Annotated in this window: 22 protein-coding genes and 1 pseudogene; 11 read left to right on the top strand and 12 right to left on the bottom strand. The window is 75.4% G+C overall.

All coding sequences use genetic code 11. The features are described from left to right. The first annotated feature begins 32 nt into the window (after positions 1 to 32). Entirely contained in the window at positions 33 to 1,619 is a 1,587-nt protein-coding gene (locus tag ACI79Z_RS13505) for an LCP family protein (protein WP_387991775.1), read from the top strand. 64 nt (positions 1,620 to 1,683) lie between these two features. Here ACI79Z_RS13505 and ACI79Z_RS13500 read toward each other — a convergent pair whose 3' ends face one another. Together ACI79Z_RS13500 and ACI79Z_RS13495 are read right to left on the bottom strand one after the other, a co-directional pair. Then, positions 1,684 to 2,076, bottom strand: coding sequence for a VOC family protein (locus tag ACI79Z_RS13500; RefSeq protein WP_387991772.1), 393 nt, complete (start codon positions 2,074 to 2,076; stop codon positions 1,684 to 1,686). After that, positions 2,061 to 2,357 (bottom strand): ArsR/SmtB family transcription factor, encoded by a 297-nt coding sequence (locus tag ACI79Z_RS13495; RefSeq protein WP_456902916.1) that lies wholly within the window; start codon positions 2,355 to 2,357, stop codon positions 2,061 to 2,063. The genes ACI79Z_RS13500 and ACI79Z_RS13495 overlap by 16 nt, the downstream gene beginning before the upstream one ends. 101 nt (positions 2,358 to 2,458) lie before the next feature. On the opposite strand from ACI79Z_RS13495, the gene ACI79Z_RS13490 reads away from it, so the two are divergent. After that, positions 2,459 to 2,680, top strand: coding sequence for a hypothetical protein (locus ACI79Z_RS13490; protein ID WP_387991766.1), 222 nt, complete (start codon positions 2,459 to 2,461; stop codon positions 2,678 to 2,680). A 68-nt stretch (positions 2,681 to 2,748) separates the two neighbouring features. Further along, entirely contained in the window at positions 2,749 to 2,949 is a 201-nt protein-coding gene (locus ACI79Z_RS13485) for a hypothetical protein (protein WP_387991763.1), read from the top strand. A gap of 68 nt (positions 2,950 to 3,017) precedes the next feature. On the opposite strand, the gene ACI79Z_RS13480 is transcribed toward ACI79Z_RS13485, so the two are convergent. From ACI79Z_RS13480 to ACI79Z_RS13465, 4 genes are all read right to left on the bottom strand, one after another. Next, positions 3,018 to 4,229, bottom strand: coding sequence for an acyl-CoA dehydrogenase family protein (locus tag ACI79Z_RS13480; RefSeq protein WP_387991760.1), 1,212 nt, complete (start codon positions 4,227 to 4,229; stop codon positions 3,018 to 3,020). Positions 4,230 to 4,375: 146 nt separating this feature from the next. Then, positions 4,376 to 4,822, bottom strand: a complete 447-nt coding sequence (locus ACI79Z_RS13475; RefSeq protein ID WP_387991757.1) for a DUF4383 domain-containing protein — start codon at positions 4,820 to 4,822, stop codon at positions 4,376 to 4,378. 250 nt (positions 4,823 to 5,072) lie between these two features. Beyond that, positions 5,073 to 6,719, bottom strand: coding sequence for a carbamoyltransferase family protein (locus ACI79Z_RS13470; protein ID WP_456902915.1), 1,647 nt, complete (start codon positions 6,717 to 6,719; stop codon positions 5,073 to 5,075). Between the two features lie 102 nt (positions 6,720 to 6,821). Then, positions 6,822 to 8,540: a RecQ family ATP-dependent DNA helicase gene (locus ACI79Z_RS13465; protein ID WP_456902914.1), complete on the bottom strand. Its 1,719-nt coding sequence runs from the start codon at positions 8,538 to 8,540 to the stop codon at positions 6,822 to 6,824. A gap of 146 nt (positions 8,541 to 8,686) precedes the next feature. On the opposite strand from ACI79Z_RS13465, the gene ACI79Z_RS13460 reads away from it, so the two are divergent. The 8 genes and pseudogenes from ACI79Z_RS13460 (at position 8,687) to ACI79Z_RS13425 (ending at position 14,489) form a co-directional block, all read left to right on the top strand. Further along, the gene (locus tag ACI79Z_RS13460) at positions 8,687 to 9,082 is read left to right on the top strand and encodes a TOBE domain-containing protein (RefSeq protein WP_387991750.1); all 396 of its coding nucleotides are present in this window, start codon (positions 8,687 to 8,689) and stop codon (positions 9,080 to 9,082) included. A gap of 42 nt (positions 9,083 to 9,124) precedes the next feature. Further along, positions 9,125 to 9,904: a molybdate ABC transporter substrate-binding protein gene (gene modA / locus ACI79Z_RS13455; RefSeq protein WP_387991747.1), complete on the top strand. Its 780-nt coding sequence runs from the start codon at positions 9,125 to 9,127 to the stop codon at positions 9,902 to 9,904. After that, positions 9,901 to 10,698 (top strand): ABC transporter permease, encoded by a 798-nt coding sequence (locus tag ACI79Z_RS13450; RefSeq protein ID WP_456902913.1) that lies wholly within the window; start codon positions 9,901 to 9,903, stop codon positions 10,696 to 10,698. The genes modA and ACI79Z_RS13450 overlap by 4 nt, the downstream gene beginning before the upstream one ends. Then, positions 10,653 to 11,171, top strand: a pseudogene (locus tag ACI79Z_RS13445) (ATP-binding cassette domain-containing protein); the annotation flags it as partial. The gene ACI79Z_RS13450 and the pseudogene ACI79Z_RS13445, both read left to right, overlap by 46 nt. Before the next feature lie 120 nt (positions 11,172 to 11,291). Beyond that, positions 11,292 to 11,747 carry a TOBE domain-containing protein gene (locus ACI79Z_RS13440; RefSeq protein ID WP_417398479.1) on the top strand — a complete coding sequence of 152 codons (456 nt, stop codon included), beginning with the start codon at positions 11,292 to 11,294 and terminating at the stop codon, positions 11,745 to 11,747. Between the two features lie 27 nt (positions 11,748 to 11,774). Further along, a complete protein-coding gene (locus ACI79Z_RS13435) occupies positions 11,775 to 12,356 on the top strand; it encodes a nucleotidyltransferase family protein (protein WP_387991738.1) in 582 nt (193 codons plus the stop codon). After that, positions 12,353 to 12,763, top strand: a complete 411-nt coding sequence (locus tag ACI79Z_RS13430) for a molybdenum cofactor biosynthesis protein MoaE (RefSeq protein ID WP_387991735.1) — start codon at positions 12,353 to 12,355, stop codon at positions 12,761 to 12,763. The genes ACI79Z_RS13435 and ACI79Z_RS13430 overlap by 4 nt, the downstream gene beginning before the upstream one ends. A 142-nt stretch (positions 12,764 to 12,905) precedes the next feature. Then, positions 12,906 to 14,489, top strand: coding sequence for a SpoIIE family protein phosphatase (locus tag ACI79Z_RS13425; RefSeq protein WP_456902912.1), 1,584 nt, complete (start codon positions 12,906 to 12,908; stop codon positions 14,487 to 14,489). A 63-nt stretch (positions 14,490 to 14,552) separates the two neighbouring features. On the opposite strand, the gene ACI79Z_RS13420 is transcribed toward ACI79Z_RS13425, so the two are convergent. The 6 genes from ACI79Z_RS13420 to moaA all read right to left on the bottom strand — a co-directional run bounded on the left by ACI79Z_RS13420 (position 14,553) and on the right by moaA (position 20,071). Continuing rightward, positions 14,553 to 15,947, bottom strand: a complete 1,395-nt coding sequence (locus tag ACI79Z_RS13420) for an FAD-binding oxidoreductase (protein ID WP_456902911.1) — start codon at positions 15,945 to 15,947, stop codon at positions 14,553 to 14,555. 109 nt (positions 15,948 to 16,056) lie between these two features. Further along, the gene (locus ACI79Z_RS13415; RefSeq protein ID WP_387991726.1) at positions 16,057 to 16,269 is read right to left on the bottom strand and encodes a hypothetical protein; all 213 of its coding nucleotides are present in this window, start codon (positions 16,267 to 16,269) and stop codon (positions 16,057 to 16,059) included. Beyond that, positions 16,266 to 17,330: a hemolysin family protein gene (locus ACI79Z_RS13410; RefSeq protein ID WP_456902910.1), complete on the bottom strand. Its 1,065-nt coding sequence runs from the start codon at positions 17,328 to 17,330 to the stop codon at positions 16,266 to 16,268. Before ACI79Z_RS13410 ends, ACI79Z_RS13415 begins: the two co-directional genes overlap by 4 nt. After that, on the bottom strand, positions 17,323 to 18,711 hold the full coding sequence (locus tag ACI79Z_RS13405; protein ID WP_456902909.1) for a hemolysin family protein: 1,389 nt from the start codon (positions 18,709 to 18,711) through the stop codon (positions 17,323 to 17,325). Before ACI79Z_RS13405 ends, ACI79Z_RS13410 begins: the two co-directional genes overlap by 8 nt. A gap of 69 nt (positions 18,712 to 18,780) precedes the next feature. Then, entirely contained in the window at positions 18,781 to 19,020 is a 240-nt protein-coding gene (locus ACI79Z_RS13400; protein ID WP_387991718.1) for a MoaD/ThiS family protein, read from the bottom strand. A gap of 1 nt (position 19,021) precedes the next feature. Then, complete coding sequence (gene moaA / locus ACI79Z_RS13395) at positions 19,022 to 20,071, bottom strand: GTP 3',8-cyclase MoaA (RefSeq protein ID WP_456902908.1); 1,050 nt, start codon at positions 20,069 to 20,071, stop codon at positions 19,022 to 19,024. Positions 20,072 to 20,163: the final 92 nt, after the last annotated feature.

The following is a 20,163-nucleotide window of genomic DNA, read 5'->3' as shown; positions in this document are numbered from 1 at the left end:
ATGAGCCGACCCGGTGCAGCCCGGGTGCGTCCGTGAACGAGGACGTCACCCGGCCGATCGGCGACGCCCCGTCCCTCCCGCCGGTGCCCTCGGGGAAGGGAGCGGCCCGCCAGGGGCGCACCCGCCGGCAACGGCGCGAGTCGCGGTCCCTCGCGGCGGTGCTCGGCCTGACCGCCGTCAACGCCGTCGTCCCCGGGACCGCGTTCCTGGCCTCCGGACGGCGCCGCCTGGGCGCGGTCGTCCTGGTCCTGTTCGTGCTGCTCGTCGGCGCCGGCGTCTGGCTGGCCACCGCCGGCCGGCGCACCGCGGTGCGGCTGGCCGTCGACTCCTCGTCGCTGAACTGGATCGTCGCCGCGCTGGTCGTGCTCGCGGTCGCGTGGGTCGCCGTCGTCGTCACCGGCTACCGCTCGCTGCTGCCGCGGCACAGCTCCGCCCCGCGGCACGCCGTCGGTGCCGTCCTGGTGGCCCTCCTGGTCGCGGGGATCGCCTACCCGGCCTACCGGGTCGGGGAGGTGGCGGTGGCGCAGCGCGGCCTGCTCGACGGCGTGTTCGCCGACGACCGCGAGTCGGCCACCGTCGAGGACACGCCGGACCCGTTCGGCAGCAAGGAGCGGGTGAACGTCCTGCTCCTGGGCGGCGACGGGGGCGAGGGCCGCGAGGGCGTGCGCACCGACACCGTCATCGTCGCCAGCGTCGAGACCGAGACCGGTGAGACGACGCTGTTCAGCCTGCCGCGGAACCTGGAGGACCTGCCCTTCCCGGCCGACAGCCCGCTGGCGGAGATCTACCCCGAGGGCTTCGAGTCCGGCAGCGAGAGCGAGAGCCTGCTCAACTCCGTCTACCGCAACGGGCCGGCCGACCACCCGGACGTCCTCGGCCCCACCGACGACCCCGGCGCGGACTTCCTCAAGCTCGGCGTCGGCGAGGCGCTCGGCCTCCACATCGACTACTTCGTGCTGGTCAACCTCGACGGGTTCAGCCGGCTCGTCGACGCCCTCGGCGGCATCACGGTCAACGTCAACTACTACGTGCCGATCAACGGCATCACCGGTGAGGAACTGCCCGACGACTACATCGCGCCGGGGCCGGACCAGCACCTCGACGGGTACCTCGCCCTGCAGTTCGCCCGCGGCCGGTACGGGCTCACCGACTACGACCGCATGGACCGGCAGCGCTGCACCATCAAGGCGATCGTCGACGAGGCCGACCCGATCACCCTGCTGGAGCAGTACCAGGAGCTGGCCGCGACGACGCAGGACATCGTCAGCACCGACATCCCGCGGTCGGCGCTCGACGACTTCGTCGACCTGGCGTTCCTGGTCAAGGACGCCGAGATCCGCAGCGTCGTCTTCGACACCAGCCTGATCGACCCCGCCTACCCCGACTACGACCGGATGCGCCAGATCGTGGAGGACACCCTCTCCGGCGCCGCCGGCACGTCCGCTCCCGCGCCGGCCCCGGGGACCAGCGCCTCCGGCGCCGAGGTGCCCAACGGGACGCCGCCCGCCCCGGTCGAGGGTGCCCCCACGGCCACCGAGGTCGACGACGCGTGCGCCTTCAACCCGGCGCAGGCGCAGGCCGCCCTGGCCGCCGGCGAGCCGCCCAGCCGCAACGGCTGAGGAAGGACCCCGCTGCCCCTCACCGCTCGCAGGCTCGCGGCGGGACCCTGCAGCGGGGCCGCCGTCAGGTCGCCGGGGCGCTGGCGATCTGGAGGAGGTTGCCGCAGGTGTCGTCGAGGACGGCGGTGGTCACCGGGCCCATCTCCAGGGGCTCCTGGGTGAACCGCACGCCGAGGGCCTTGAGCCGCTCGGTCTCGGCGTGCACGTCGGCCACGGTGAAGGAGTTGTAGGGGATGCCGTCGGCCATGAGCGCCTTCTTCCACGACTGCGCCGCCGGGTGGGCGTCGGGCTCGAGGACGAGCTCCACGCCGTCGGGCGCCTCGGGCGAGACGACGGTCAGCCAGCGGTGCTCGCCGAGCGGCACCTCGGTCTTCTTCACGAAGCCGAGCACCTCGGTGTAGAAGCGCAGCGCCTTCTCCTGGTCGTCGACCAGCACGCTGGTCAGGGTGATCCGCACGGGCCCTCCTCCGTGTCCAGCCGCCACCTCTCGACGATGGCGCGCAGCGGTGCGGTGTCCAGGTGGTGGAACTTGTAGCGACCCTCCCGCCGGGTCCGGACCAGGCCCGCCTGCTCGAGGACCTCGAGGTGCTGGGAGACGGCCTGGCGCGACGAGCCCACCCCGTGCCGCTGGATCAGCCGGGTGCACAGCTCGAACAGCGTCTGGCCGTCCCGGTCCTGCAGCTCGTCGAGCAGTGCGCGCCGGGTCGGATCAGCGAGGGCCCTGAACACGTCGCCCACGGCCGGACGATACGCAAGCGCACGCTTGCCTGTCCAGTGCCGCGGCGTCTGGTTGGCTCGGGCGGGGAGCCGGTCCGGGGACCGGCGGGAACGGAGGCGACATGGGCGGCGGACCGGCACGGCCCGGGGACGGCGGGACGACGGCGCGGCGGGAGCGGCTGGTGGCGCTGCTCGTCCTCGGCATCGGGGTGGTGCTGCTGCTCTCCTCGCCGACGTGGTTCGCCAGCGACCGGGGCGGCGTCGGCGTCGCCCAGCTGTTCGTGGGCGTCGTCCTGCTCGCCGTCGGCGGCTTCCTCCTGCGGCGGTCCCGCTCGGTCCGCTGACGTTGCGGCGCCGGGTGACCGGCACCACACTCCGGGGGACCCAGCGGGCCCCAGGACGGAGGACGCACGTGAAACTGGAGAAGCGGCACCTGCTCGAGATCCTGCGCACCGAGGGCGACCACTCCACCGCGGACGCGGTGGAGAGCCGGTTGCCCGACGAGATCGACACCGACCGCGACGCCGACGCGCTGTCCGGCGTCGGCCTGGACCGCACCCAGTTGCTCGCGAAGCTGGCCGCCGGGGGCTTCGGGACGACGCTGTCCCCGTGAGCTGAGCCCGGACGTGCGACGGGCCGGCACCCCACCGGGGTGCCGGCCCGTCCGGCGTTCCGCTGTCCTCAGCCCACGTACGGACGCTCGCGGGCGAGCTCCTCCTTGGCCACCGACCGCAGGTGCACCGCGTCCGGGCCGTCGGCGATGCGCAGCGTGCGGGCCGAGGCGTAGAAGCGCGCGAGCACGGTGTCGTTGCTGACGCCGGCGCCGCCGTGCACCTGGATGGCCCGGTCGATGACGTCGCAGGCGACGTTCGGCGCGATCACCTTGATGGCGGCGATCTCGGTGCGGGCGCCCTTGGCGCCGTACTTGTCGATCAGGTCGGCGGTGCGCAGCACCAGCAGCCGGGCCTGGTCGATCTCCATGCGCGAGCGGGCGATGGTCTCGCGGACGGTGCCCTGCTCGGCCAGCGGCCGGCCGAAGGCGACCCGCTTCTGCGCGCGGTCGACCATGAGCGCCAGCGCCCGCTCGGCCATGCCCAGGGCGCGCATGCAGTGGTGGATGCGGCCGGGGCCCAGCCGCGCCTGGGCGATCATGAAGCCGTCGCCCTCGCCGGCGAGGATGTTGCTCACCGGGACCCGGACGTCGGTCAGCCGCATCTCGGAGTGGCCGTGCTGGTCCTGGTACCCGAACACCGGCAGGTGCCGGATGATCTCCAGACCCGGGGTGTCGCGCGGCACGAGGACCATCGACTGCTGCCGGTGCGGGGCGCCCTCGGGGTCGGTCTTGCCCATGAGGATGAAGATCTGGCAGCGCTCGTCGGCGGCGCCGCTGGTCCACCACTTGCGGCCGTTGATCACGTACTCGTCGCCGTCGCGGACGATCGACGTCTGGATGTTGCGGGCGTCGGAGGAGGCGACGTCGGGCTCGGTCATCGCGAAGGCCGAGCGGATCTCGCCCTCGAGCAGCGGCTCGAGCCAGCGCTGCTTCTGCTCGGGCGTCCCGAACATCATCAGCGTCTCCATGTTGCCGGTGTCCGGGGCACCGCAGTTGGTCACCTCGGGGGCGATCGTGGGCGACCAGCCCATGATCTCGGCGACCGACGCGTACTCGAGGTTGGTCAGCCCCCCGAGCTCGTGGTGGAAGAGGTTCCAGAGGCCGCGGGCGCGGGCCTCCTTCTTGAGGTCCTCGAGCACCGGCGGGTGCTCGTGGTTGTCGTGGCCGCGCTCGGCGCGCCACGCCTCGTACACGGGCTCGGCGGGGAAGACCTGCTCACGCATGAAGTCCCACATCCGGCCGCAGACGTCCTCGGCTCGGGCGGAGAGGGCGAAGTCCATGCGTCGGAAGGTAGCCCGCCGCGTGACCGGCGTCGCACCGGGGTCGCGCGCCGTCCGGAGCCGGGGACGGCGGGAGCCGGGCACCCGCCGCGTGGCGGGTGCCCGGCTCCCGGTGGTCCCCGTCCCGGGAGGACGGGGCCCGTCGCCTAGGGGCGCGAGGAGCGGGCGAGCGTGTTGACCGGGCCGAGCGCGATCACCAGTCCCACCACGGCGGTGGCGACGTGCAGGACATTGTCCGCGGCGTTGACGTTGAGGAAGTCCCAGTCCTGGTTGATCGCGATCAGGCCGTAGACGAACGCCGCGCCGTAGCCGACGGCGAGCAGCCAGCCGTAGGTTCGGGCGCCGGCCAGCGTGCGGGACAGCAGGACGCCGGCCAGGCCGATCACGATGTGCACGACGTTGTGCAGCGGGTTGATCATGAACACGAGCAGCGTGTCCGTGTTGCCGTCGGTGCGGTTGCTGGCGAAGCCGTCGAAGCCGGTGATGAAGAAGCCGACGATGCCGACGAGCAGGTAGACGACGCCGAAGGCGAGGGCGAGTGTCTGGGGCCAGGCCATGCCCGGCCGAGCGCCGGTGTTCCCCGTGGTGGCCATGTGGTTCCTCCGTGTGTGGACGAGGTCGCCGCCGTCCTGGCGGGCTCGGGGTGTCGCCTACCCCGGCGTGACGGTCGGTAACGGGAGCCCCCCGTCCAGCGGAGGGCCGTTGCCGGATCGTCACCGTCGCGGCAGGCGGTGTACCGGTCTTCGGACGCCGCGGCCGACCCGGTTCACCGGTCACCCGGTGGAGGGGCGGGGGAACGCGCAGGGCCCCGCGCCGGCGGCGCGGGGCCCTGCGGAGGAGGGGTCAGGGGCGGGGCGTCCGCCTCGGCCGGCGGACGACGAACGGGCCGATGGCCAGCAGGTCGACCGGGGCCGAGCCGAAGCACTCCAGGGCGTCGCGCGGGTCGTCGACCATCGGCCGCCCGGCGGTGTTCAGGCTGGTGTTCACCACCACCGGCAGCCCGGTGCGCCGCTCGAACGCCGAGATCATCCGGTGCACCAGCGGCTCGGTCTCCGGGTCGATGGTCTGGATGCGGGCGGTGCCGTCGACGTGGGTGACCGTGGGGATGCGGTCCTTCCACTCCGGGGCGACGTCGTGCACGAAGAGCATGTACGGGGAGGGGATCGGCCCGCGGCCGAAGATCTCCGGCGCCTTCTCCAGCAGCACCATCGGCGCCACGGGGCGGAACTGCTCGCGGCCCTTGACGTCGTTCATCCGCTCGAGGTTGGCCTCGAAGCCGGGGTGGGCGAGCAGGGAGCGGTGGCCGAGCGCCCGCGGGCCGTACTCGCTGCGGCCCTGGAACCAGGCCACGATCCCGTTGTCGGCGAGCACCTCGGCGACGGCCTCGGCGACGTCGTCGGGACGCTCGTAGTCGACGGCGGCGGTCTGCAGCCGGCGCTCGATCTCGTCGTCGCTCCAGCCGCGGCCCAGCGCCGCGCCGGGCATCGGCTCGGTGCGCTCGCCGAGCTCGGCGGCGACGTGCAGGGCGGCGCCGAGGGCCGTGCCGGCGTCACCGGCGGCCGGCTGCACCCACACCTGCTCGAACGGGCTCTCGGCGAGGATGCGGGTGTTGGCCACGCAGTTGAGCGCGGTGCCGCCGGCCATCGTGAGCGTCTTCTCGCCGGTCTGCTCGTGCACCCAGCGGGCGAGGTCGACCAGCACCTCCTCCAGCCGCGTCTGCACGCTGGCGGCGAGGTCGGCGTGGTCCTCGGTCCACCGCTCGTCCTTGCCCAGGCGCGGCGCGAACTCGGAGAAGTCGATCCTCTCGGTGCGGAAGCCGCCGTCGCCGGTGGCGCGGATGAGCTCGGACAGCTCGCCGAGGAAGCGCGGCTTGCCGTAGGAGGCCATCGCCATGACCTTGAACTCGTCGGAGCTGCGCAGGAAGCCCAGGTGGTCGGTGAGCTCCTCGTACATGAGGCCCAGCGAGTGCGGCAGCGACTGCCCCGCCAGGATCTCCAGCTGCCCGTCGACGTAGCGGCCGGCGAGGTGGCTGTGCGCCTCGCCGCGGCCGTCGAGCACCAGGACGGCGTTGTCGCGCTGCGGCGCGGCCTTGCCGGCCGACGCCGCGTGCGCGACGTGGTGCTTGACGAAGCGGACCTTCGCGGGGTCCAGGCCGGGGAGGGCGTGCGCGAGGAAGTCCGGCGCCATCTCGGCGTACCTCTTGCGCATGGTGTCGCCGTCGTCGAACAGGCCGGAGTCCTCCGGCGTGCCCATGAGGGCGGGGTCGAAGGAGTAGGCGACGGCGTCGAGCTCCTCGGGGCGGATGCCCGCGTGCTCCAGGCACCACGCGGCCGACAGCTCGGGCAGCTCCCAGGCGCTCCACGGCAGCGGGCGCTTGCCGTGCTTGCGCCGGCTGAAGCGTTCCTCCTCGGCCGCGGCCACGACCTTCCCGTCGACGACGAGGGCCGCCGCCGGGTCGTGGTAGATGGCGTTGATGCCGAGGACCTTCACGTGCGCTCTCCTCCCGCACCGGGCGACGCGCCCGGCGATCCGGCCTTGATCATCGACTTCCCCGGGCGCTCCCGCAGGGTGAGCACCCGATGAGGTGTCCGGTCAGCCGCCGGCCCCCCGCACCTGCAGCAGGTCGTTCGCCTCGACGGCCTTGAGCGCCAGGGTCTTGTAGCCGACCTCCTCGAACAGGACGACGACGCGGTCGTCCTCCACCCGCATGACCACGCCGGGGCCCCACTCGGTGTGCGTCACGGGGGTCTCGGGGGCGAACGGGGTGTCGGCGTCACCGCCGGACGGCTGCTCGCGGGAGGTGCCGGCCGAGCAGTTGTCGCAGTTGCCGCAGGGCTCCTCGAGCTGCTCGCCGAAGTAGCCGAGCAGGTACTGGCGGCGGCACTCGGTGGTCTCGGCGTAGCCGCGCATCATCTCGACGCGGCTCTGGTCGACCCGCTCGTGGTGCTCGGCGAGCCCGCGCGCGGCGGCGGCCGCCTCGCCGGGGGCGGGCGCGCCCTCGGCGGGGTGCGCGGCGCCCTCCTCGTCGAGGACGACGGCGGACACCTGCTCCAGCAGGTTGAGGTCGCGGGCCAGCGGTGTGGCGCCGCGGCCGGTCTCCTCGCGCAGCTGCTTGACGTCGACGCCGTCCTCGACGCCGGCGGCGGGCGCGGCGGCGACCAGCCCGGCGACCTGCTGCAGCTCCTCCTCGGCGGGGGCGCCGGCGGCGAAGAAGCGGCGCAGGCCGAGGTCCTCCTGCCGGTAGACCAGCACCGCGAGCGCGGGCTCGCCGTCGCGGCCGGCCCGGCCGATCTCCTGGTAGTAGCTGTCGATCGAGTCGGCGGGCTCGGCGTGGACGACGAACCGGGTGCCGGGCTTGTCGATGCCCATCCCGAAGGCCGTGGTGGCGACGACGACGTCGAGCTCGTCCTCCATCCACGCGCGCTGGGTGTCCTCGCGCTCGCTCTTCCTGAGGCCCGCGTGGTACGGCCGCGCCCGCAGCCCGCGCTCGGTGAGCGCCTCCGCGACCTCGAGGGTGCCCTTGCGGGTGGCGCTGTAGACGATGCCGGGGCCGCGGCCGGCCTCGACCTCGGCGGTCGTGCGGTCGAGGACCGCGTTCCGCTTGGCGGTGGCGTCGGCGTGGTGGTCGACCTCGAGCCGGATCTCCGGCCGGTCGAACCCGGCGACGACGACCTCGGGGTCGCGCATCGCCAGCCGCTCGACGATCTCGGCGCGCACCGGCGGGGCCGCGGTGGCGGTCATGGCGAGCACCGTGGGGTGGTCCAGCTGCTCGACCACCTGCCCCAGCCGCAGGTAGTCGGGGCGGAAGTCGTGCCCCCAGGCCGAGACGCAGTGCGCCTCGTCGACGACGAACAGCGCCACGCCGGCCCCGCGGACCGCGTCGACCACCTCGGGCTTGGTCAGCTGCTCGGGAGCGAGGAAGAGGAAGCGGACCGTCCCGTCGGCCAGGCCCTCGAGGGCGGCGCGCTGGTCGCCGGCGGACAGGCTGGAGTTGAGCTGGGCGGCGCGGCCGGCATCGTCGCCGAGCTCCTGCAGCCGCTCCACCTGGTCGCGCTGCAGGGCGATCAGCGGCGAGACGATGACGACCGGGCCGTCGAGCAGCTGCCCGGCGACCTGGTAGACCGCGCTCTTGCCGGCGCCGGACGGGAGCACCGCCAGCGTGTCCCGGCCGGACAGCACGGCCTGCATGGCCCGCTCCTGGCCGGGACGGAACTCCTCGAAGCCGAGGACGTCGCGGGAGACCTCGCGCAGCCGGCGGGTGCGGACCGAGGCCGAGCCGCCGGCGGGGTTGTCGCTGGGGGTGCGTGACACCGGCTGCCGCTGCCCGGACGCCGCGATCGGCAAACGGAGGCCGGGGTGTCGGCGTCTCCCGGGGGACGCGGCGTGTGCACGGATCGCGGTGGCCGGGGGCCGTGGACGGCGGTGCGTGCACACGCCGCGCACGTAGGGTCCCCGGCGTGAGCGCGAGCTACCGGATCGCCGAGGCCGCGGCGCTGCTCGGGGTCAGCGACGACACCGTGCGCCGGTGGATCGACGGCGGCCGGCTGCCGGCGTCGCGCGAGGGCGGCGGCCCCGCGCACGTCGACGGCGCCGACCTCGCCCGCCTGGCCACCGAGCTGCACGAGGCGCCCGAGCCGGGCACCACCCGCGGCTCCTCGGCGCGCAACCGGCTGGCCGGCATCGTCACCCGGGTCCTGCGCGACACGGTGATGGCGCAGGTGGAGATCCAGGCCGGGCCGTTCCGGCTGGTCTCGCTCATGTCCCGCGAGGCGGCCGACGAGCTGGGCCTCGAGGTCGGCGTCCGCGCCGTCGCCACGGTCAAGGCCACGCAGGTGAGCGTCGACGTCCCGTAGGAGGTCCGCACCTGCGGATCCGGAGGGGCTACTGTCCCGCGCATGCGGGGACGTGGGATCGGTGCGGCGCTGGTCGCGGTGGCGCTCGGCGCCGCCGGGTGCGGGGGAGGGGCCGGCGCGAGCGCGGCCGGGGACGGCGACGGCCCCACCGGCACGCTCACCGTCTTCGCCGCCGCCTCGCTCACCGACGTCTTCACCGACCTCGGGCAGCGGCTGGAGGAGCGGAGCGACGGCCTGACCGTGCAGTTCAACTTCGCCGGCAGCTCGGCGCTGGCCACCCAGCTGACCCAGGGCGCCCCGGCCGACGTCTTCGCCTCGGCCAACGGCACCCAGATGTCGGTGGTCACCGACGCCGGCCTCGCCGACGGCGACCCCACCGTGTTCACCGCCAACGTCCTGCAGATCGCCGTCCCCGCGGGCAACCCGGCCGGCGTCACCGGCCTAGCCGACTTCGCCCGCGAGGAGCTCACCCTCGCCGTCTGCGCACCCGAGGTGCCCTGCGGCGCGGCGTCGGAGGACGTCTTCGCCGCCGCGGGCGTGACGCCCCGCCCGGACACGCAGGAGGAGGACGTCCGCGCCGCGCTGACCAAGGTGGAGCTCGGCGAGGTCGACGCCGCGCTGGTCTACGCCACCGACGTCGTCGCCGCCGGGGACGCCGTCGAGGCCGTCCCCTTCCCCGAGGCGGAGGACGCGGTCAACGACTACCCGCTGTGCACGCTGACCGGCGCCCCCAACCCGGAGGCGGCGCGGGCCTTCGTCGACCTGGTCCTGTCCGAGGAGGGGCAGCGCGCGCTCGGGGACGCGGGCTTCCGGGCGCCGTGAGGCCCGCCCGCACGCCGGCGCCCCTGCTCGTCCCCGCCGCGCTCGCCGTCGCCTTCCTCGTCCTGCCCCTGGTCGCGCTGGTCGTCCGCGCGCCGTGGCCGCAGGTGCCCGCGCTGCTCACCGAGCCGGGCGTCGGGCAGGCGCTGCGGCTGTCGCTGGTCTCCGCGACGCTGGCCACGCTGGTCTCCGTCGTCCTCGGCGTGCCGCTGGCCTGGGTGCTGGCCCGATCCCGCGCCCGCGGGCGGGCGGTGCTGCGCGCGCTGGTGACCGTGCCGCTGGTGCTCCCGCCGGTGGTGGGCGGCGTCGCGCTGTTCCTCGTGCTGGGCCGCCAGGGGCTGGTCGGGCGCTGGCTCGCCGAGACCACGGGGATCACCGTCCCGTTCACCACCACCGCGGTGGTCGTCGCCGAGACGTTCGTGGCGATGCCGTTCCTCGTGGTGAGCGTCGAGGGGGCGCTGCGGGCCGCCGACGCCCGGTTCGAGGACGCCGCGGCCACCCTCGGTGCCGACCGCTGGACCACCTTCCGCCGGGTCACCCTGCCGCTGGTGGCGCCGGGCGTCGCCGCCGGCGCGGTGCTGTGCTGGGCGCGGGCGCTGGGCGAGTTCGGCGCCACGATCACCTTCGCCGGCAACTTCCCCGGGACGACGCAGACGATGCCGCTCGCGGTCTACCTCGCCCTGCAGCGCGACCCGGACGCGGCGATCGTGCTGTCCCTGGTGCTGCTGGCCGTCTCGGTGGCCACCCTGCTGCTCCTGCGCGACCGCTGGCTGGGGCGCACGGGGGTGGCCCCGTGACCCTGGAGGCGCAGGTCCGCGTCCGCCGCGGCCCGGTGACCGTCGACGTCGCCCTCGACGTGCCCGACGGCGAGGTGCTCGCCGTCCTCGGGCCCAACGGCGCCGGCAAGTCCACGCTCCTGCGGGTGCTGGCCGGCCTGCTGCCGCCCGACGGCGGGCGGGTGGCCGTCGACGGGACCGTGTGGGACGACGTCGACGCCGGCGTGCAGCTGCCCGCGCACCGGCGCCCGCTCGGGATGGTGTTCCAGGACCACCTGCTCTTCCCGCACCTCTCCGTCCTGGACAACGTGGCCTTCGGGCCGCGCACCCGCGGGGCGTCGAAGGCCGACGCGCGCCGCGCCGCGGCCGCGTGGACCGAGCGGGTGGGCCTGGCCGGCCTCGCCGACCGGCGGCCCGCGCAGCTGTCCGGCGGGCAGGCGCAGCGGGCGGCCCTGGCCCGCGCGCTGGTCGGCGACCCGGCGCTGCTGCTGCTCGACGAGCCGCTGTCGGCGCTGGACGCCCGCACACGGCTCGCCGTCCGCGCGGAGCTGCGCCGGCACCTGGCCGACTACGCGGGCAGCACCGTGCTGGTCACCCACGACCCGGTGGACGCCATGGCGCTGGCCGACCGGGTCGTGGTGGTCGAGGACGGCCGGGTGGTGCAGGCCGGGACGCCCTCCGACGTCAGCCGGCACCCCCGCACCGACTACGTCGCGCGGCTGGTCGGGCTGTCCCTGCTGCCGGGCACGGGGGAGGGGACGGCGGTGCGCCTCGACGGCGGTGGCGTGGTGGCGGTGGCCGAGGAGACCGCGGGGCCGGTGTTCGTCGCCGTCCGCCCGGAGTCGGTGGCGCTCTACCCGGTCCGGCCCGAGGGCAGCCCCCGCAACGTCTGGCCGGCGCGGGTGGCCGGGGCGACGCCGCACGGCGCCACGGTGCGCTGCGAGCTCGACGGCGAGGTGCCGCTGGTCGCCGACGTCACCGCGACCGCCTTCGCCGAGCTCGGGCTGGCGCCGGGGTCGCCGGTGTGGGCGGTGGTCAAGGCCTCCGAGGTCGCCGTCTACGCGCGCTGAGACCGGACGCGCTGACAGGCTGGGGTCATGACGACGGTCGCCGGGCTGGTCCTCGCCGCGGGCGGGGGGCGGCGCTACGGCATGCCCAAGGCGCTGGTCGAGTACGGCGGCAGCCTGCTGGTCGAGCGGGCGGTGCGCACGGCCCGCGCGGTGTGCGACCCGGTGCTCGTCGTCCTGGGTGCCCGCGCGGTCGACGTGTGGCGGACCGCCGACCTCACCGGCGCGACCGTGCTGGCCAACCGCGACTGGGAGACCGGCATGGCCTCGAGCCTGCGCACCGGCCTCGACGGCCTGCGCGGCTGGCCCGGGAGGGTCGACGCCGCCCTGGTCACGCTGGTGGACGTGCCGGGGATGACGCCGGAGGCGCTGCGCGCCGTCGCCGCGCACGCGCACCCCGGCGCGCTGGCGGTCGCCGCCTACGACGGCGTCCGCGGGCACCCGGTGCTGCTGGGGCGCGACCACTGGGCCGGGGTGGCGGCGACGGCGACCGGTGACGAGGGCGCCCGCCGCTACCTGGCCGCGCACCCGGTCACCGAGGTCGACTGCACGGGCCTGGCGGACCCGGGGGACCTCGACGTGCCGCCGGGCGGGGTAGCTTCGGCGCCGTGATCGCCCGGGTCGTCGACGAGCCGCTGTCGGTCGCCGAGCACGAGCAGGCCGTGGCCGACGCGGGTGCCGGCGCCGTCGTCTCCTTCTCCGGCGTCGTCCGGGACACCGACGGCGGCCGGTCGGTGACCGAGCTGGAGTACGTCGGCCACCCCACCGCCGCGCAGGTCATCACCGAGCTCGCCGAGGAGTTCGCCGCCCGCCCGGGGATCCGCGCGGTCGCCGTCTCCCACCGGGTCGGCCTGCTGGGCATCGGCGACGTCGCGCTGGCCTGCGCGGTCAGCTCGGCCCACCGCGGGGAGGCCTTCACCGCCTGCGCCGAGCTCGTCGACGAGGTGAAGAAGCGGCTGCCGATCTGGAAGCGCCAGGTCTTCACCGACGGCGACGAGGAGTGGGTCGCCTGCCCCTGAGGCAGGTCGCGTCCCGGTACCGGTGCGGCCCGGCTGCTTGACCGGCCGGGACGCGCGTGGCACAACGATGCCCACTCCAAGGGTGGGGTGGGGCTTGCCCTGGTGTGCCCGCGCACAGCGGCCGGACGACAGCGAGGTGCCCGTGCCCGCGCCGGAGCGCGACCCCGTCCTCGAGGCGATGCCCCTGGGCTACATCGCCGTCGACGCCGACTGGCGGGTCACCTACGTCAACGTCCACGGCGAGGCCGTGGTCGGCCGGACGCGGGAGCAGCTCGTGGGCAGCTGCTTCTGGGCGTCCTTCCCCGCCCACCGGGACGACGAGTTCGGCCGGGTCTACCGCGAGGCGATGGCCACCGGCACCCCGCGGAGCGTCGAGGCCTACCACCCCGAGCCGCTCGACGGCTGGTTCGAGGTGCGCGCCGTCCCGCTGCCGACCGGCCTGGCCCTGTACTTCTCCGAGGTCACCGCCCGCCGGACCGCGCAGGACCGGCTCGCGCTGCTGGCCCGCGTCGGCTCCGAGCTGACCGGCACGCTGGAGCTCGCCGAGGCGGTCCGCCGGATCCCGCGGCTAGTCGTGCCGGAGCTGGGCGAGGCCTGCCTGCTCACCGTCCTCGACGACGACGGCCGCCCCCGCGACCTCGGGTCCTGGCACGGCGACCCCGCCCGCCGCGAGCTGCTGGCCCGCTACGCCGCCGTCCGGCTGCCCGGGATGCCCGCCGCCGCCCCGGTGGTCCGCGCGCTGGCGGGGGAGACGGTGGCCTCCGACGGCGCCGCGGTGCTCGCCGCGATCGAGGACGAGGAGGCCGCCCGGCTCTACCGCGGGCTGGGCGCGCCCGCCGTGCTCGCCGTCCCGCTGCCCGGCCGGGACCGGGTGATCGGCGCGCTGACCTTCCTCGCCGCCGAGAGCCGCAGCGCCGCCCGGGTGGACCCGCTCACCGCCCGCGAGGTCGCGGGCCGGGTGGGCCTGGCGCTGGACAACGTCCGGCTGTTCGCCCGCCAGCACCAGCTCGCCGAGGCGCTGCAGCGCAGCCTGCTCACCGACCCGCGCGGGTCCGGGCTCGGGGCGGTCGAGGTGCGGTACACCCCGGCGGCGGAGGCGGCGCGGGTCGGCGGCGACTGGTACGACGCCTTCGTCCAGCCCGGCGGGGCGACGACGCTGGTCATCGGCGACGTCGTCGGGCACGACACCGCCGCGGCGGCCGCGATGGGGCAGCTGCGCTCGCTGCTGCGCGGCATCGCCGCCTACAGCGACGCCGGCCCCGCCGAGGTGCTGCGCGGGCTGGACGAGGCGATGGCCACCCTCGGCGTGGACACCTACGCCACCGCCGCCGTCGCCCGTTTCGAGCGGCTGCCGGGGGAGGGCGCGGCGACGCGGATGTGCTGGTCCAGCGCCGGCCACCTGCCGCCGCTTGTGCTCGACCCGTCGGGCCGGCCGGTCGAGCTGCCCCCGCCGCCCGGCGACCTGCTGCTCGGCGTCGACCCGGCCGGCGCCCGCGGCGAGAGCGCCGTGGTCCTCGAGCCCGGCTCCACGGTGCTGCTGTTCACCGACGGGCTGGTCGAGCGGCGCGGCCTCGACCTCGACGCCGGGCTGGCCCGGCTGACCGGGGCCGTCACCGAGCTCGCCGGGCGGCCGCTCGACGAGCTGTGCGACGAGGTGATCGAGCGGCTCGTGCACGGCCGGCCCGAGGACGACGTCGCGCTGGTCGCCCTGCGTCTCGGGAGCTGAGGACCCCCGCCACCCCGCTGCCGGACGGCGCCGTGCCGGACGGCCGAGTGCCCGGGCCGGGGCTCAGCCCGGCGGGATGTTGTGGTTGACGTGGAAGAGGTTCCCGGGGTCGTAGCGCCGCTTCACGTCGACGAGCCGCCGGTACTTGGCCGCACCGAAGACCCTGCGCGGGTCGAACCCGCGGTGCCCCGCCGGCTCGGCGCCCTGGAAGTTGACGTACTGGCCCCCGGTGGCGAACGGCTCCATGTCCGTGGCCAGGCCCCGGACGAACGCGGTCCGGGCGTCGTCGTCGGCCGGGTCGCTCCAGAACCCGTAGACGTTGAGCCAGAACCGGGCGGCCCGGTTGGGGAACGGCGTCGCCTCCTCGGGCACGCGTCCGAACGCACCGCCGAGGTGGTGGACGTCGAAGGCGGTGCCGGTCCAGGTCTGCTCCGACGCGCGGCGGACCAGCACGTCGGCCACCGCGGCGTCGAGCCGGTCGAACGAGGTGTTGCGCCAGTAGGCCCGGACGCCGTCGGGGAACAGGGCGTCGAACGCGGACTGCCACTCGACCCACCGCACCGCGCCGAGCTCCTCCTCGTCCGGCGGGGCGAGCGCGCGCAGCCGCTCGGCGTGGGCCTCCCCGGCCGCGTGGTCGGCCGAGGCCCACGCGAACCCGACCAGCAGGAGCGGCTCGTCGCCCAGCCCCGCGACGGGCGGCGGGGTCAACGACGTCGAGATCGCCGTCATCTCGTCCGGCAGGTCGCGCGTCCACCTCTCCATCGCGGCCCACGCCTGGGGCCAGCGGTCCTGCCGGTAGAGGAAGTTGCCGGCGAACACCCGCGGTCCGAGCGGCCGGGCCCGGAAGGTGAAGGAGGTGACCACGCCGAAGTTGCCGCCACCGCCGTGGAGCGCCCAGAAGAGGTCGGGGTGCTCGGTGTCGCCGGCCGTGATCCGCTGCCCGTCGGCGGTGACCAGCTCGACGGACACCAGGTTGTCGGCGGCCAGCCCGTACGGCCGGGTCAGCCAGCCCACCCCTCCGCCGAGGGTGAGCCCCGCGATGCCGGTACCGGACACGACGCCGACCGGCACGACGAGCCCGTGCGGCTCCGTGGCCGCGTCGACGTGGGCCAGCGTGGCGCCCGCCTCGACGCGCACGGTCCCCGCCGCCGGGTCGACCGACACGGCGTGCAGGCCGCCGAGGTCGAGCACGACCCCGCCGTCCACGCTGCTGGTGCCGGCGACGTTGTGCCCCCCTCCGCGCACGGCCAGGTCGAGGGCGTGCTCCCGGGCGTAGCCGATGGTGGGCGCGACGTCCTCCACGCCGGCGGCCCGCACCACGGCCCAGGGACGACGGTCGATCATGCCGTTCCACACCGCGCGGGCCTCGTCGTAGCCGGGGTCGTGCTCCCCGACCACGGTGCCCGACACGCGGGCACGGAGGTCGTCCAGCTCGGGGCGCAGCCGTGTCGTCGTCATGGGTAGCCCCCATCCGGGTCCGCCCCCGCTGGCCGCCATGCTTCGCCCGGGGGCGGACACCGGTCAAGACGCACGGGCCGGCGGACGGGGCGCCGGACGGTGCTCCCGCTCAGCCGGCGGTGGAGCCGCCCTCGTCGGTCGGGCGGGTGCGCCTGTGCGCGGCCTCCTCGGCGCGCTCCTCCTCCAGCTCCGCCTCGCCCTCCAGCCGGTGGGCCTCGCCGGCCACCTGCGCGGCGGCGTCGCCGTGCGACTGGCCGTAGACCTCCTCGGCCCGCCCGAGCAGCTCCTCGGCCTTGGCCTTCGCCTTCTCGATGAAGCTCATCGCGCTCCCGTCCTCTCGGCGTTCCGGTGTGCGGAGTCCCGGTGTGCAGCATCCCGGATCTCGCCGACGAGCTCCTCCAGGATGTCCTCGAGCGCGACGACGCCGGCGACGCGGCCGCCCTCGGTGACCGCGGCGAACTGGGCGCGACCGGCCTGCATGACGCCCAGCGTGCGGCGCAGGTCGTCCTCGGCGGCCACCCGGGGCAGCGGCCGGGTGATGTCCCGGACCCGCGGCTCCGGAGCGCCGTCGGCGGCCAGCACGTCCTTGACGTGGACGTAGCCGAGCAGCCGGTCGCCGACGGCCACCGGGAAGCGGGAGAAGCCGGTGGCGGCCGCGGCGCGCTCCACGGCGGCGACGTCGTCGTCCGGCGCGACGACGGTCAGCGCGGCCCGCGGGATGAGCACCGAGCGGGTGTCGCGCTCCTCCAGCTGCAGCGCGCCGGTGAGCAGCTCGTGGCCGCGCTCGTCGAGCAGGCCGCCGGCGCGGGACTCGTCGATCAGGCCGGCGACCTCGTCGCGGGTGAAGGCGCTGGTCACCTCGTCCTTGGGCTGGACGCGCAGCAGCCGCAGCACCCCGTTGGCCAGCGCGTTGAGCGAGACGATCACCGGCTTGAGCACCGTGACCACGCCGGACAGCAGCGGGGCGAGGACCAGCGCGGCCCGGTCGGGGCCGGCCAGCGCCAGGTTCTTCGGCACCATCTCGCCGATCACCACGTGCAGCGCGACGACGACGGTCAACGCGATCACGAACGAGATCGGGTGCACCAGCGCCTCGGGCACCGACAGCGCCTCGAACACCGGCTCGAGCAGGTGCGCCACCGCGGGCTCGCCGATGGCGCCCAGCCCCAGCGAGCAGACGGTGATGCCCAGCTGCGCGCCGGCCATCATCAGCGACACGCGCTCCATCGCGGCCAGCGTGGTGCGGGCGCGGCGGGAGCCCGCCTCGGCCAGCGGCTCGATCGAGGAGCGGCGCGCGGAGATGAGCGCGAACTCCGCGCCGACGAAGAACGCGTTGGCGAGCAGCAGCACGACGGCGACCAGCACGCCGACCCAGTCACCCACGGTCGTCCTCCTCGTCGTCGCCGGTGGTGGCCGGCAGGCCGCCGACGACGGCCCGCTCGACGCGGGTGCCGTCGACCCGCTCGACCTGCACCCACACGCCGGCCGGGAGCCCCTCGGCCTCGGCGGCCAGCTCCGGCGGCAGGGCGGGCCGCGCCTCGATCCGGTCCCCGACCTCGGGGATCCGGCCGAGCACGTGCAGCACCAGGCCGCCGAGGGTCTCCCAGTGCCGGTCGGCGGGCACGGCCAGGCCGGTCGCGGCGGCCACCTCGTCGGGCCGCAGCAGCCCGGACACCGACCAGGTGCCGTCGCCGCGGTCGACGACGTCGTCGCCGGTCTCCTGGTCGTGCTCGTCGGTGAGGTCGCCGACGATCTCCTCCACGAGGTCCTCGACGGTCACCACGCCGTCGGTGCCGCCGTACTCGTCGACGACGACGGCCATCTGCAGCCCGCCGCGGCGCAGGTCGCCGAGCAGGTCGTCCAGCCGCCGGGAGGTGGGGACGAACAGCGGCGGCAGCATGACCGCCGAGACCGGGGTGTCGGCCCGCCGGTCGCGGGCGACGGCGAGGGCGTGTTTCACGTGGACCATCCCGACGACGTCGTCGACGCCGCCGTCGGCGACCACCGGGAACCGGGAGTGCCCCGAGTCGCGCGCGGCGGTGAGCACCTCGGCCACGGGGGCGTCGGCGGGGACGGTGGTCATGCGGGTGCGCGGCGTGGCCGCGTCGCTGGCGCGCAGCTCGCCGAAGGCCAGCCCGCGCTCGAGCATCACCGCGGTCTCGGCGGGCAGGGTGCCCTGCCGGCCCGAGCGGCGGACCAGCGAGGTCAGCTCCTCCGGCGAGCGGGCCGAGGCCAGCTCCTCCTGTGGCTCCACGCCGAACAGCCGGCGCAGCATCGCGTTGGCCCAGCCGTTGAGGAACCGGATGACCAGCGACGTCGCCTTCGTGAAGCCGCGCTGGAAGCCGGCGACGGCGCGGGCGGTGCGCAGCGGCTGGCTGATCGCCACGTTCTTGGGCACCAGCTCGCCGAACACCATGGTCAGCACGGTGGCCAGGACCAGGGCGAGGGTGATCGACACCGACCGGGCCGCGGCGCCGGACAGGCCGGCCGACTCCAGCGGCCCGCGCAGCAGCGCGGCGATGGAGGGCTCGGCGACGAAGCCGATGGCCAGGTTGGTGACGGTGATGCCGAGCTGGGCGCCGGAGAGCTGGGTCGACAGCGTCCGCAGCGCGGCGAGGACGCCCGCCGACCCGCGGACGCCGGCCTCGGTCTCGCGCTCGACGGTGGCCCGGTCGACGGTCACCAGCGCGAACTCGAAGGCCACGAAGCCGGCGCAGGCGAGGACCAGCAGGACGCCGACGAGGACCAGCAGCCACTCGATCACGGAGCGACCTCGGTGGCGGGGGAGGGCAGGGGACGGCTCGTATGGTGAGGCTGGCTCACGAGGGGGCGGTCATCCTCCGGCGAAGGGGGGCAGCACGTCCACGACCGCCCCGGGCGACAGCTCCAACGCGCGGTCGCGCGTCTGCGTTCCGTCGACCAGGAAGGAGCAGGCGGTGAGCACCCGTTCGAGGCGCTCGCCGTGGGCGTCGACGATCCGGCCGACCAGCTCCTGGAGCGTGCCGGCCTCGCAGGTCTCGGTGTCCACGCCGGCCGCGGCGCGGGCGCCGGCGAAGTAGCGGACGGTCACCATCTCAGCCGCCGATGGCCGACATCGGCCGGGACGGCTGCAGGAAGCTCGGGTCGTCGATGCCGTGGCCGGGCAGCTTGGCCAGGGTGGCGATCCGCCAGCGGTCGGCGAGCTCGGCGTCGGTGGCGCCCTCGCGCATCGCCGCCCGCAGGTCGGACTCCTCGCGGGCGAACAGGCAGTTGCGGACCTGGCCGTCGGCGGTGAGCCGGGTGCGGTCGCAGGTGCCGCAGAAGGAGCGGGTGACCGAGGCGATCACGCCGACGGTGGCCGGGCCGCCGTCGACCAGCCACCGCTCGGCCGGCGCCGAGCCGCGCTCCTCGGTGTCGGGCGTGAGGTCGTGTGCGGCCGAGAGCCGCTCGAGGACGTCCTCCGCGGTGACCATCTCGCCGCGGGTCCAGGCGTGGTGCGCGTCGAGCGGCATCTGCTCGATGAACCGCAGCTGGTAGCCGCGCTCGAGGCAGAAGTCGAGCAGCGGGACGGCGTCGGCCTCGTTCATGCCGCGCAGCAGGACCGCGTTGACCTTGACCGGGGTGAGCCCGGCGTCCTGGGCGGCCTGCAGCCCGGCCAGGACGTCGTCGAGCCGGTCGCGGTGGGTGAGGGCCTTGAACCGCTCGCGGTCGAGGGTGTCGAGGCTGACGTTGATCCGGTCCAGCCCCGCCGCGGCGAGCGCGGGGGCGACGCGGGCCAGCCCGATGGCGTTGGTGGTGAGGCTGACCTCCGGGCGCGGCGCGAGTGCCGTCGTGGCCTCGACGATGCCGACCAGGCCCGGGCGCAGCAGCGGCTCGCCACCGGTGAAGCGGACCTCGCGGACGCCCAGCTGCTCGACGCCGATGCGGACCAGCCGGACGACCTCGTCGTCGGTGAGCTGCTCGACCTTGGGCAGCCACTGCAGCCCCTCGGGCGGCATGCAGTAGGTGCAGCGCAGGTTGCAGCGGTCGGTGAGCGAGACCCGCAGGTCGGTGGCGACCCGGCCGTGCCGGTCGACCAGCCCGCCGGTGCCCGGGACGCCGTCGGCCGGACGGGTCCAGGGGTCGGGGAGCGGGGTCGCACTCACGCTGGCGAATGTAGTGCGCAACGGCGATCACGTCCCCCGTCCCGCGACAGGAACCGGCCGGCCCCCGCATCCGCGGAGCCGATCGCCGGGCC

It is taken from the genome of Geodermatophilus sp. SYSU D00663 (assembly GCF_054050655.1).
The sequence above is the reverse complement of the archived record's forward strand: the minus strand, read 5'-3'. Positions and strand labels throughout refer to the sequence as shown.

Coding starts and splice junctions, on each gene's coding strand:
- ACI79Z_RS13490 (WP_387991766.1), top strand. CDS start 2,459: ATGGGCGGCGGACCGGCACGGCCCGGGGACGGCGGGACGACGGCGCGG.
- ACI79Z_RS13475 (WP_387991757.1), bottom strand. CDS start 4,822: ATGGCCACCACGGGGAACACCGGCGCTCGGCCGGGCATGGCCTGGCCC.
- modA (WP_387991747.1), top strand. CDS start 9,125: ATGCGGGGACGTGGGATCGGTGCGGCGCTGGTCGCGGTGGCGCTCGGC.
- ACI79Z_RS13420 (WP_456902911.1), bottom strand. CDS start 15,947: ATGACGACGACACGGCTGCGCCCCGAGCTGGACGACCTCCGTGCCCGC.
- ACI79Z_RS13480 (WP_387991760.1), bottom strand. CDS start 4,229: ATGGACTTCGCCCTCTCCGCCCGAGCCGAGGACGTCTGCGGCCGGATG.
- ACI79Z_RS13440 (WP_417398479.1), top strand. CDS start 11,292: ATGGCGCTGGCCGACCGGGTCGTGGTGGTCGAGGACGGCCGGGTGGTG.
- ACI79Z_RS13400 (WP_387991718.1), bottom strand. CDS start 19,020: ATGGTGACCGTCCGCTACTTCGCCGGCGCCCGCGCCGCGGCCGGCGTG.
- ACI79Z_RS13415 (WP_387991726.1), bottom strand. CDS start 16,269: ATGAGCTTCATCGAGAAGGCGAAGGCCAAGGCCGAGGAGCTGCTCGGG.
- ACI79Z_RS13435 (WP_387991738.1), top strand. CDS start 11,775: ATGACGACGGTCGCCGGGCTGGTCCTCGCCGCGGGCGGGGGGCGGCGC.